Origin of the sequence: Anoxybacillus andreesenii (assembly GCF_030813005.1) — a bacterium.
Classification (GTDB): Bacteria; Bacillota; Bacilli; order Bacillales; family Cytobacillaceae; genus Robertmurraya; species Robertmurraya andreesenii.
In genome coordinates, this window is record NZ_JAUSTU010000004.1 from 228,724 (window position 1) to 240,705 (window position 11,982).

The 11,982-nt window shown below is 41.6% G+C and carries 12 protein-coding genes; 1 reads left to right on the forward strand and 11 read right to left on the reverse strand.

Annotated elements, in window-relative coordinates; all coding sequences use genetic code 11:
* Nucleotides 1-68: 68 nt before the first annotated feature.
* The 4 genes from tkt to yneA form a co-directional block, all read right to left on the reverse strand.
* Nucleotides 69-2,075 carry a transketolase gene (gene tkt, locus J2S07_RS06360; RefSeq protein ID WP_307149570.1) on the reverse strand — a complete coding sequence of 669 codons (2,007 nt, stop codon included), beginning with the start codon at nt 2,073-2,075 and terminating at the stop codon, nt 69-71.
* A 229-nt stretch (nt 2,076-2,304) separates the two neighbouring features.
* On the reverse strand, nt 2,305-2,538 hold the full coding sequence (locus J2S07_RS06365) for a DUF896 domain-containing protein (RefSeq protein ID WP_307149571.1): 234 nt from the start codon (nt 2,536-2,538) through the stop codon (nt 2,305-2,307).
* A gap of 72 nt (nt 2,539-2,610) precedes the next feature.
* A complete protein-coding gene (locus tag J2S07_RS06370; protein ID WP_307149572.1) occupies nt 2,611-3,267 on the reverse strand; it encodes a YneB family resolvase-like protein in 657 nt (218 codons plus the stop codon).
* Entirely contained in the window at nt 3,260-3,568 is a 309-nt protein-coding gene (gene yneA / locus J2S07_RS06375; protein ID WP_307149573.1) for a cell division suppressor protein YneA, read from the reverse strand. The genes J2S07_RS06370 and yneA overlap by 8 nt, the downstream gene beginning before the upstream one ends.
* 152 nt (nt 3,569-3,720) lie before the next feature.
* Between yneA and lexA the strand changes: the two genes are divergently transcribed.
* Nucleotides 3,721-4,344 (forward strand): transcriptional repressor LexA, encoded by a 624-nt coding sequence (gene lexA, locus J2S07_RS06380; RefSeq protein ID WP_307149574.1) that lies wholly within the window; start codon nt 3,721-3,723, stop codon nt 4,342-4,344.
* A gap of 506 nt (nt 4,345-4,850) precedes the next feature.
* On the opposite strand, the gene glnA is transcribed toward lexA, so the two are convergent.
* The 7 genes from glnA to miaA all read right to left on the reverse strand — a co-directional run bounded on the left by glnA (nt 4,851) and on the right by miaA (nt 11,811).
* The gene (glnA, locus tag J2S07_RS06385) at nt 4,851-6,185 is read right to left on the reverse strand and encodes a type I glutamate--ammonia ligase (protein ID WP_307149575.1); all 1,335 of its coding nucleotides are present in this window, start codon (nt 6,183-6,185) and stop codon (nt 4,851-4,853) included.
* 13 nt (nt 6,186-6,198) lie between these two features.
* Entirely contained in the window at nt 6,199-6,609 is a 411-nt protein-coding gene (locus J2S07_RS06390) for a MerR family transcriptional regulator (protein WP_307149576.1), read from the reverse strand.
* A gap of 90 nt (nt 6,610-6,699) precedes the next feature.
* Nucleotides 6,700-7,971, reverse strand: coding sequence for a methionine gamma-lyase family protein (locus J2S07_RS06395; RefSeq protein WP_307149577.1), 1,272 nt, complete (start codon nt 7,969-7,971; stop codon nt 6,700-6,702).
* Between the two features lie 15 nt (nt 7,972-7,986).
* Nucleotides 7,987-9,246 (reverse strand): GTPase HflX, encoded by a 1,260-nt coding sequence (hflX, locus tag J2S07_RS06400; protein WP_307149578.1) that lies wholly within the window; start codon nt 9,244-9,246, stop codon nt 7,987-7,989.
* 160 nt (nt 9,247-9,406) lie between these two features.
* Nucleotides 9,407-10,354, reverse strand: a complete 948-nt coding sequence (gene spoVK / locus J2S07_RS06405; protein ID WP_307149579.1) for a stage V sporulation protein K — start codon at nt 10,352-10,354, stop codon at nt 9,407-9,409.
* A 204-nt stretch (nt 10,355-10,558) separates the two neighbouring features.
* Complete coding sequence (gene hfq, locus J2S07_RS06410; protein ID WP_307149580.1) at nt 10,559-10,795, reverse strand: RNA chaperone Hfq; 237 nt, start codon at nt 10,793-10,795, stop codon at nt 10,559-10,561.
* 29 nt (nt 10,796-10,824) lie between these two features.
* Entirely contained in the window at nt 10,825-11,811 is a 987-nt protein-coding gene (gene miaA / locus J2S07_RS06415; RefSeq protein ID WP_307149588.1) for a tRNA (adenosine(37)-N6)-dimethylallyltransferase MiaA, read from the reverse strand.
* Nucleotides 11,812-11,982: the final 171 nt, after the last annotated feature.

An 11,982-nucleotide genomic window follows, 5' to 3' on the forward strand; every position in this document is an offset into this window, starting at 1 on the left:
TTTTCGCCGATTGAAGAGAAAAAGTGAGCAAAAAAAGACACTAGTAAAACTACTAGTGCCAATAAGAATTATTTTTCTAATATTGCCTTCACTCTTGCAACGACATTTTGAGGAGTAAAGCCGTATTCTTCGATAATTTTTTCTCCAGGGGCAGATGCTCCAAATTGGTCAATGGCTAGTACTTCTCCTTCGTCACCTACGTAGCGATGCCAGCCTAAAGAAGCGCCCATTTCTATACCTAAACGTTTTTTCACGCTTCTTGGGATCACACTTTCTTTGTATTCCTTCGATTGTTGTTCAAATCTTGCCCATGACGGCATGCTCACAACAGAAGCATGAATCCCTTCATTTTCAAGCAGCTTTTGTGCTTCGACAGCTAGTGAAACCTCGGATCCTGATGCAAGCAGAAGGACATCTGGTGTCGCATTAGAAGCAGGTGAAACGACATAGGCACCCTTTCCAACTCCCTCGTAAGCATTTTGGGCAGTTTCTTTAAGGGTTGGGAGGTTTTGTCGTGTGAGAACAAGAGCCGTTGGACGATCTTTAGATTCCAGCGCATGCTTCCAAGCAGCTGCTGTTTCATTCGCATCCCCTGGACGAATAACATCAAGATTTGGCATTGCTCTAAGACTAGCCAATTGTTCAATTGGTTCATGTGTTGGTCCGTCTTCCCCTACAGCAATACTGTCATGTGTGAATACATAAGTAACTGGAAGCTTCATCAATGCAGCAAGACGAATAGCAGGGCGCAAGTAGTCAGAGAAAACAAAGAAGGTTCCACCGAATACTTTTAGCCCACCATGAAGCGCCATTCCATTAAGTGCAGCGCCCATCGCGAATTCACGTACACCAAACCAAATATTTCTTCCATCATAGGAATCAGATGTGAGATCGCCTACTCCTTTGATCGTTGTCTTGTTTGAGCCCGCTAAATCCGCAGAACCACCAATAAAGTATGGCAGGTTCTTGGCAATCCCATTTAAAGCTTCACCTGATGAAGCTCGGCTTGCCAGACTCTTTCCTTCTTCATAGACAGGAACATCCTTGTCCCAGCCTTCAACAAGCTCTCCCTTGATTGCAGCTTCTAGCTGGGCGCCCAATGCAGGATATTCGTTCTTATAGGATTCAAAAAGGTCATTCCACTCTTTTTCTTTCTTTACTCCATTTTCAAGTACGTACTTCTTGAACTGCTCATACACTTCAGCAGGAACGTGGAAATCCTCTTCAAAGGTCCATTTATATGCTTCCTTCGTTAGCTTTAATTCATCGGCACCAAGTGGAGCCCCGTGAACATCGGACTTTCCTGATTTATTTGGTGAACCATAGCCAATGACCGTTCTAACCTCGATCATAGTCGGGTGTGTTTCATCACTTTTTGCTTCTTCAATAGCTTTGGCAATTTCTTCTAAATTATTTCCATCTTCTACTCGTAAATACTGCCAACCATAGGATTGGAAACGTTTTGCAACACTTTCAGAGAAGGAGCGATCTAAATCCCCGTCCAATGATATATCATTTGAATCATATAAGACGATTAATCTTCCCAGCTTAAGATGACCAGCAAGTGAAGCTGCTTCAGCGGAAACTCCTTCCATTAAGTCGCCATCACCACAAATACTATATGTATAATGGTCAACGATTTCGTATTGATCCTTATTGTATACAGAGGCTAAATGTCGTTCTGCCATCGCCATCCCTACGGCCATGGCAATACCTTGACCTAGTGGACCAGTCGTAGCATCCACACCAGGTGTATGTCCGTATTCAGGATGTCCGGGAGTTTTGCTTCCCCATTGACGAAATTCCTTAAGGTCATTCATCGTGACATCATAGCCAGATAGATGTAACAGACTGTATAAAAGCATGGACCCGTGTCCAGCTGAAAGGACAAAACGGTCACGATTAAACCACTGCGGGTTTTGTGGATTATGGTTCATATACCTCGTCCAAAGTGTATAGGCCATCGGCGCCGCTCCCATTGGCATGCCCGGATGTCCAGAGTTTGCCCTTTCAATGGCATCAATTGATAATGTTCTGATCGTGTTGATCGATAATGTATCTACTTGTCCAAACATAGTTATCAATCCTTCCTAATATTTTTACGAAATCGTGTCCGAAAAAAACGCTCTACCTATTAAATATATATGGGTCCTATTTTTTTCACAACAGGTTATCCCAATATTCTCGGAAAAAAGTGCCGATTTGTACTTATTTTGCCACTAGAGGATGATGATATGTGCTAGATTTATGTTCCACTCGCAAAAAGATGTACAAAAAAGGAATACAATCAAAGTGTATTCCTTTTTAATGAAGTTTTTTTCGATTCTTATATTGTTTTAGTTTCTCAGGAGTGACGTCTTTGCCATTAGGATCAACAATTGTAACTCCTTCTAAGGTATTCAGCATCGAGGAGCGAAAAGTTTCAAGGTATTCTTTACGAAGAAGTGTTTGTTCTCTTGCTTCTTCCTCTGTTAATCGTGATTGCTTTGCTTTTCTTGCTAGCTCATTAATTCTTGCTAATTTCTGTTTTGACAGCATTCTATAAACCCCTCTCTTTCGCAAGAATGATCTTACTAAAAACCAAACTCGATTTCAAGGGAGAAGAGCTCATCATTTAGGATCATCGGTTTTGTCCAAGAATTCTTGATACCTACGATGGACCGTTGCTTTTGAGATAGGAAAACCAAGCCCCCGTAGTGTGGCAGCAATTTCTTCAAAGGTTAAATTGTTATTTCTGAGCCGAACAATCTCCTCAATAGGCAGTTCTACCCTTTCCCTTCCGCTGCTGGAGTTCAAATTCTTGAGATTATTTTGGGGCTGATACCCAGCTTGAACAGCCCTTTTCATTCCTCTTTTTATTTTGATATTATGTAATTTTCGCTGATACTCTTCGACAATTCCTACGATTTGAAGCACCATAGAATCTGATTCCGAAATCTGAAGCTCTCCATTATGGGTGATCGAATAGAGAGTCACATTTTCTTTTCTTATACAATGAAGCAAAGCGATCTTTGTATTTCCTCGACCTAATCTAGTTTCATCCTGAATCAGTACAGCATCAATTGATGGATCTTTAATTAATGACAAAACCTCTAAAATTCCATCCCGTTCCAAATCATAGCCACTCGCCTGCTCTTTAACGACCTTCACGACATCAAAATGATATTGACGCGCCAAAGCTAGTAATTCTTCCTCTTGTCTAAGAAGTGATGTTTCTTGCGTGTCCTTCTTTGTGCTGACACGGCAATAAATAACTGCCTTACTCATTATTCTCTCCTCTTGCAACGAGTAAATCGTCCTTTTTAACAGGGATAATGAGCGATTGACCGATGATAATATTCTCATCAACTTGATTTATTTTCTTGACCCAATTAATAAATTCCTTAGAGGACATATTATGATCATACAGCTGTGCCAGCCCCCATAAGGAGTCTCCTTCTTCCACTGTTATTGATAGATATTCATCATTTATCGGTGTTTGAGATTTCTCTGATAGAACAAATGCAAGGAAAAAACTCAAACCAATTAATAAAATTGCAAAGGAATATTGACTCCAAATCTTCTTCATTAAAACCACCTCAATTAAGAATATATGTTCGATTTATCCTAATTATAGATCGAACATATATTCTTAGTCAACAAAAATTCGAACTTATGTTTGTATCAGTTGGAAATACATGCTATAATTGAAACAAGAAATAGAAGACGAGGGGGGAAAGTATGGTGAAGCTATCAAAAAGGCAACAGGATATTCTCGAATTTATCAAAGATGAAGTAAAGCTTAAAGGCTACCCACCATCCGTTAGAGAGATAGGAGAGGCGGTAGGTTTAGCTTCAAGCTCTACAGTACATGGTCATTTAGCAAGACTGGAGAGTAAAGGTTTGATTCGAAGGGATCCTACGAAGCCACGTGCGATTGAAATTCTTGATCTTGATGAGGAATCAAGTATTCCAAAGAGCAAGGTGGTCAATGTTCCTGTTGTGGGGAAGGTAACGGCTGGTTTACCAATTACCGCGATCGAGAATGTGGAGGAGTATTTTCCTCTCCCAGAGCGATTGGCCCCAGCGGATGAAAATGTTTTCATGCTGGAAATTATGGGAGAAAGTATGATTGAAGCAGGGATCCTTGATGGAGATTACGTTATTGTTAGACAGCAGCAGGCTGCAAGTAATGGAGATATCGTGGTAGCAATGACGGAGGAAGATGAGGCAACAGTAAAGCGATTTTTCAAGGAAAAAGACTATATTCGCCTGCAGCCCGAGAACTCCACTATGGAACCGATTATTTTGAAGAATGTATCGATTCTCGGAAAAGTGATCGGGGTTTATAGACATATTCATTAATCAAGGCTGTTTTCGCACGGATTGTGGTTCTGGAATGTCCTTAACACCGGCCATTCCGTTTCCAACTAAGTGTGCGATACGCATAGATTGAGCAGCACTTTTCTCAGTTGTTTCTTGAGATCGACTGCATCAACCATCGTTTTTTCCAATTATTTGTTGTTCAAAAGCAACAATGTTTGAGAAAAGAGCCTTAATCAAAACCTTTCAAAGCAGGGACTTCCCTGCTTTTTTGTATGTTCTAATCGTATTGAGGAAAGCTATACCCAAAAGCTAAAGGATGGGTAAAATGGGTATTATACTAATGAATTTTTTAACTAGTCTTCTTGCTTCATCCCTTGTTATGAAACATAATTTGGATTGGCATAGAAAGATCATTATGGTCTTTATTCCTCTATTCTTTGTCTTTTCCCTGCTCCAAGCAGAATATATAGTCCGGCGGATGTCAACATATAAGAAAAGCGAAACGCAATAAAGGGACAGTGATGAACACTGTCCCTTTATTGCGTCTAGTACATCGTCATATACTGTTCTCTCTCCCAAGGATGAACTTGGGTACGGAACATATCCCATTCAATCTCCTTCGCTTCAAGGAAATGCTCCAAAATATGATCGCCAAGGGCAGCGGTCATGACTTCATCTGCCTGGAGTAGATCGAGAGCTTGAGCGAGTGTTGACGGGAGATCAACAATTCCTTCTTCAAGGCGTTCGGCTCTTGTCATCGCATAAATATTGCGGTTTACTGGTTCTGGCGGAGTTAAATTGTTCTTGATACCGTCTAAACCAGCTTCCAAAATCACCGCCATTGCCAGGTACGGATTGGCAGATGGGTCTACACTACGTACCTCTACACGTGTGCTTAAACCACGCGATGCTGGAATACGAACTAGTGGTGAGCGGTTTTGGGCAGACCATGCCACATAGCAAGGTGCTTCATAACCAGGGACTAAGCGTTTATATGAATTCACGGTCGGGTTGGTTACTGCCGTGAAATTCGGTGCATGCTTGATGACACCTGCGATAAACTGGCGAGCCGTATCACTAAGCTCTAAGTTCCCTCTCGGATCAAAGAATGCATTTTCCCCATTTTTGAATAGAGAAACGTTACAGTGCATCCCAGAACCTGCTACGCCAAATAATGGCTTTGGCATAAAGGTCGCATGTAAACCATGCTTACGAGCAATCGTTTTAACAACAAGTTTGAACGTTTGGATTTCGTCACAAGCGGTAACGGCATTTTCGTATTTAAAATCGATCTCATGCTGACCTGGAGCTACTTCATGATGAGAAGCTTCAATTTCAAAGCCCATTTCTTCAAGCTCCAATACAATGTCACGGCGACAGTTCTCCCCTAAATCTGTTGGAGCAAGATCAAAATAGCCACCGGCATCATTCAATTCAAGGGTCGGTTCCCCTTTTTCATCAAGCTTAAATAGGAAGAATTCTGGCTCTGGCCCAAGATTGAAATCGGTAAAGCCCAGCTCCTCCATCTCTTTAAGGACACGCTTAAGATTGTTGCGCGGATCCCCTGCAAACGGAGTACCGTCCGCATTATAAATATCACAAATCAGACGAGCTACCTTCCCTTTTTCGGCAGTCCAAGGGAAAATGACCCATGTGTCTAAGTCGGGATATAGGTACATATCAGACTCTTCAATTCTTACAAACCCTTCAATTGACGAACCATCAAACATCATCTTATTTCCTAGCGCTTTTTCAAGCTGGCTAATCGGAATTTCAACATTCTTAATGGTTCCTAAAATGTCGGTAAATTGCAGTCGGATAAACTTTACATTTTGCTCCACTGCCATTTTTTTAATATCATCTTTTGAATACTTAGACATGCCACGCGCCTCCCTAGTTGTTAGCCCTAAAAAATCGATTCATTTTGACTTGCTTTAAAGATGACTGGTTGAACCGTCCTGCTTGCATGAACTCTGTCCTTAATAGCTTCCTTAGTTCATCATCAGACAATTCGCGCCTGATTGGTTTCTCCCCTATCTCTTCTGAAATCGGTTCGTTTTTCTTCGATGCAAAAAGACGTTTAATTCCTGCAAGATTCACACCTTGGTCCATCAAGTCTTTGATTTCAAGCAGTTGGTCAATATCGTTAAGGGAAAACATTCTTCGATTCCCTTCTGTCCGGGCTGGAGAAATCAATTGATGCTCTTCATAATAACGAATTTGTCTTGCGGTTAAATCAGTTAGCTGCATGACAATACCGATTGGAAAGAGAGGCATCGTTCGACGAATTTCACTTCCGCTCATTTGATTTTAACTCCACCTTTCGAACATGGTTTTATTATAAAGAGTGTTAGGTTTCCTGTCAAGCAGATGTTAGGTTTCCTTACATCATTTTTATTCAAGCTGTAAAAGCCCTTTTACCAAAAGGTGATTAAGTGCAATACAAATGGCCGCTTTCACATGGGAGTATGTAAGGCCCCCTTGAACATAGGCTACAAATGGCGGTCTTGTTGGGCCGTCCGCCGTTAGTTCAATGCTCGCCCCTTGAATAAAGGTCCCCGCAGCCATGATCACATCATCCTCATAGCCTGGCATATAGCTAGGATATGGGGTCACATGAGAATTAATTGGTGAGGCAAACTGAATCGCCTGACAAAAGGCAACCATTTTATCCCGATCATCGAATTGAACGGATTGAATTAAATCGGTTCGGGTCGCATTCCACTTCGGGTTTGTATTCATACCAAGCTTCTCTAGCGTTGCCGCTGTTAGAATTGCCCCCTTCAACGCTTGTCCGACAATATGTGGAGCCATGAAAAAACCTTGATACATCTCCTGGAGGCTATAGAGGGATGCTCCGGCCTCTCTTCCTATACCGGGTGAAGTTAAGCGGTAAGAGCAGCTTTCGACCCATTCTTTTTTTCCCACGATATAACCACCTGTTTTAACAAGGCCCCCACCAGGATTTTTGATCAAGGAGCCAGCCATTAAATCGGCTCCGACGTGACACGGCTCTAGCTCCTCTACAAATTCTCCGTAGCAGTTGTCTACAAAGACAACGACATCCGGTTTAATTTCTTTGACAAACTTAATCATTTCTTCTATTTGCTGAATCGTAAAGGATGGGCGATTGGCATAGCCTTTTGAGCGTTGAATCCCGATCATTTTTGTATTCGGCTTGATTTTCTGTTGGACAGCCTCATAGTCGACCTGTCCTTCGTTGGTTAAAGCGACACTTTCGTAGGAAATTCCATATTCCTTCAGAGAGCCTACTCCATTTCCACGAATACCGACAATCTCCTCGAGCGTATCATAGGGCTTTCCTGTTATGTACAAAAGTTCATCCCCTGGCCTTAAAACACCGAACAATGCGATGGATATGGCATGGGTACCAGAAATAATTTGTGGTCTTACAAGTCCCGCTTCACCGCCAAACACCTCGGCATAAATTTCTTCTAGGGTATCTCGACCGATGTCATCATAGCCATAGCCCGTTGACGGAATAAAATGAGAATCACTTACACGGTGATTTTGAAAGCTTGAAAGGACACGGAATTGATTGCGGTCAATACGTGCATCTATTTCTTTGTGTAAAGCACCTATTTGAGCCTCAACCTCATTGATGATTTTTTCTAATTTATCCCCATAGGTTAATTGTTGAAACATGGTGTTCTCCTTCTCTTAAACAAAATAATTTCTCAGCTGCCCCGAGATTTTGTGATCTGTTAATGCATACCCTTTACATACATATAGCTGTTTCTCTTCATCGAAGTTTAACTCGCGCAAAATAGTTTCATTTTTGAGCTGTGACAGAAGCCTTCCTTCCGTTGCGGGTACTTCAACATGATAATATTCCATCATTTGCAGGAGTATTTTTTCAATTTTTTGCTTAAGCTGCTGTTGATCCCCTTCATCAAAAGCGCTGATAAGAACCGTTTCTGTTTTGGCGGTCGGCACAAAATCCGGATGCTTTATATCCTTTTTGTTATAAACGGTTAGCTGGGGGATTTGCTGTACCTCTAACTCCTCTAGGAGCTTATGAACGGTCTCCTCATGCTGATAATAATCCGGGCTAGAGCTATCGACGACATGGAGAATGAAGTCTGCTTCCCTCACTTCCTCCAGTGTGGAGCGAAATGCTGCCACTAATGTTGTTGGCAAGTCCTGGATAAACCCGACGGTGTCGGTTAGGAGTGCCCCAAAGCCGCTTGGCAAGATCACCTTTCTTGTCATCGGGTCAAGGGTTGCAAATAATTGGTTCTCTTCAAAGGCATCTGCCTCTGTCAGACGGTTGAAAAGGGTTGATTTCCCCGCATTCGTGTAGCCGACAAGAGCAATTTGGAGGGCCTTATTCTTTTTCCTTCTCTCGCGGTAACGATCACGATGCTGAACGATAACTGATAGCTGTCCTTTAATATCGTCAATTCTCCTGCGGATATGGCGACGATCCGACTCAAGCTTCGTTTCCCCAGGTCCCCTTGTCCCGATCCCTGCCCCAAGCCTTGAAAGCTGAATACCTTGTCCGCCAAGCCTCGGTAATAAATATTGAAGCTGTGCAAGCTCCACCTGTAGCTTTCCTTCCTTTGACCGAGCTCTCCCCGCAAATATATCCAGAATCAATTGGGTACGATCAATGATCCGCACACTTATTTCTGATGAAAGATTGCGCACCTGACTCGGAGATAATTCATCATTAAAAATGATCAGATCTGGCTCAAGCTCCTCCTCTAATGCCTTTAATTCAGCAACCTTCCCTTTGCCTATATAGGTAGACGGATGGATGCGATCCCGCTTTTGAATTAATTTTGCCACAACCTCCCCTTTTGCCGTGGAGGTTAATGACTCTAATTCATCCATCGAGTACTTATATTTTAAATCATCATCTGTTGTTTGACAGCCAACGACAATGACCTTTTCCAATGTTTCTTTTCTTTGCTCCACTAATAGACTCCTCCTACTGTACGTGATGGGGTATACTGTCCACCCCACATGGACAAAACCACCCAAAAATCCACGGGCGGTACCAGGTACCATATTTTTATGATAGCAGAGATGCTGTTGTACAAGCAAAGGGATTCAGCTTGCTGACTGAATCCCTTTGCTATTCTTTTTCGAATACGAGGTCATTGCTTCTGAGGGTCATGAGATCGTGCCGGTCAAAGCTGTTTTGCAGAAGCAGCCGCATGGATTGTGCACGAATCGACTTCTCAATGAGATTTCGCATATAGCGGCCATTCGAGAAGCTTGTTCTACCTGGTGAATTTTTTATCCAAAATAAATGCTCCCGGATTTTTTTCTCTGCTTCATAGCTGAGCGAGTATTCTCTTTCCTGGAGCATTTTGTCGCCAATTTCCATCAATTGATCGATTGTGTAGTCTGGAAAATCAATGACGAGGGGAAAGCGCGAATGGAGTCCTGGATTTAAGGACAAAAATTGATCCATCTCCCTTGAATAGCCGGCAAGGATGAGGATGAAATCATGCTGTTTGTCCTCCATATGCTTTACCATTGTATCAATGGCTTCCTTCCCAAAGTCCTTTTCTCCACCACGCCCCAAGGAATAGGCTTCATCGACAAATAGAATTCCCCCCATTGCTTTCTTAATAAGATCTCTTGTTTTTTGGGCAGTGTGGCCGATATATTCACCAACTAAATCAGCTCGTTCAGCTTCAATCAAATGTCCTTTTGAAAGAACGTTCATTTTTTGAAAAAGCTTGCCTATTAACCTTGCGACCGTTGTTTTTCCGGTGCCCGGATTTCCTTTAAACATCATGTGAAGAGCCTGTTTGCCGGCCTTCAAGCCCGTTTCTTCCCTTTTCTTATTGACATATATCCATGCATAAATTTCCTTGATGTTTTTTTTCATTTCTTCCATTCCAACAAGAGCCCCTAGCTCTTGTTCTATTTCCCGTAAGGCCTCGTGTTCCTGGGGTAAGATCTTTGGAACAACTTTTGGTTCTGGAAAGTCTTTCGCCACGGTCTTCCTTTTTTGTGAATTTAGTACAATGCTGATTTGTCCGTTATCTTTCATGCGAAAAGGTTGATCCAAAGCGTTCACCTCACATTTTTCAACAGTATACTCAAATGATGTTATATCCGTGACAAATGCCTATACATTGCCAGGAAATTTGCTGTTGTTCTATATGTATTCAGCAAAATGTTATTTCATTATCAAAAGGGCTAGACCGTATTCAACAAACAAATTCAAAGAAAGGGCCCCACCTCGAAACCGAAGCGGGACCCTTGATAAATATTATGATTGTGGTACTTCTAAATCAATTTGCACATTTCTTTGTGGTGCAAAGGTCGATATAGCATGCTTATAGACAAGCTGTTGCTTACCTTCTGATTCAAACAGAACTGTAAAGTTGTCAAAGCCTTTTATTTGACCTCTTAATTGGAAACCGTTCAATAGGAATACTGTAACACTGCTGCCGTCTTTACGTAATTGGTTCAAGAATTGATCTTGAATATTAATGGATTGTTTCATTATGGGATCCTCCTCTTTTATCTCTATTATTATGTATTCGATTTTATTTCTAGCTTTCCTTCAATATAAGTTGAAATTTCCACAATTTTTTTATGTAACTGTACCATTGAGTCCACATTTGACATATCAAACCATTCAACATCCATTTTATTACGAAACCAGGTTAGCTGTCGTTTCGCATAGCGGCGAGAATTTTGTTTCAGCTGCTCGATCGCTTCTTCAAGGGTTGTTTTATAATCAAAATAATCATACAGTTCCTTATATCCAATAGCCTGAATCGATTGGCAATCCCTGATTCCTTTTTGATACAAGGTTTTCACTTCCTCCAACAAACCTTGTTCAAGCATCAAATCGACGCGCTCATTAATTCGGTCATATAATCTCTCTCTGTCCATCGTAAGGCCAACGATTGCTGTATCATAAAGAAGATCTGGCTTCTGTTCTTTTTGAACATCGGACATCGTTTTTCCCGTACAGTAATAGATTTCCAGAGCTCGAATAACTCGTCGAAGGTTATTTGGATGGATATGATCGGCCCCCTCGGGATCCACTTTCAATAATTCATCATATAAAGCCTGATTTCCCTCTTCTGCCGCTTTTATCTCCAAGTTTTTTCGCAATGTATCATCTGAAGGCACATCAGAAAACTGATAATCATAAATAACCGATTGGATATACAAACCCGTCCCACCGACAATCATCGGAAGGTTTCCCCGATTCGATATTTCAGTTATCTTCTCCCTGACAAGCTGCTGAAATTCAGCAACGGAAAATGATTCATGTGGAAATTTAATGTCGATGAGATGATGTGGTATCCCCTCCATCTCCTCCTGACTAATCTTGGCAGTACCAATATCCATCCCCTTATATATTTGCATCGAATCCCCGCTAATGATTTCACCACGGAATTTCTTTGCCAATGCGATGCTCAAACTCGTCTTTCCAACGGCTGTTGGTCCAATTAAGACTAGTAATTTCTCCTTGTTCTCCAATACCTCCACTGCCTTTTCTATCATAAATGCTTTTTTGTTTTTTTCTGCTTTCTTCATCGTAACATAGATGGAGGCATTTTTCAGGTCATCATTTATTAAAGATTGAGTCAAGTATTTGTGGGCAGAAATTTCTTCACCTTATTATTGGTAGCGATTTCATGATTTAAAAGTCTCTCTTGATATTGAAATTTCCAC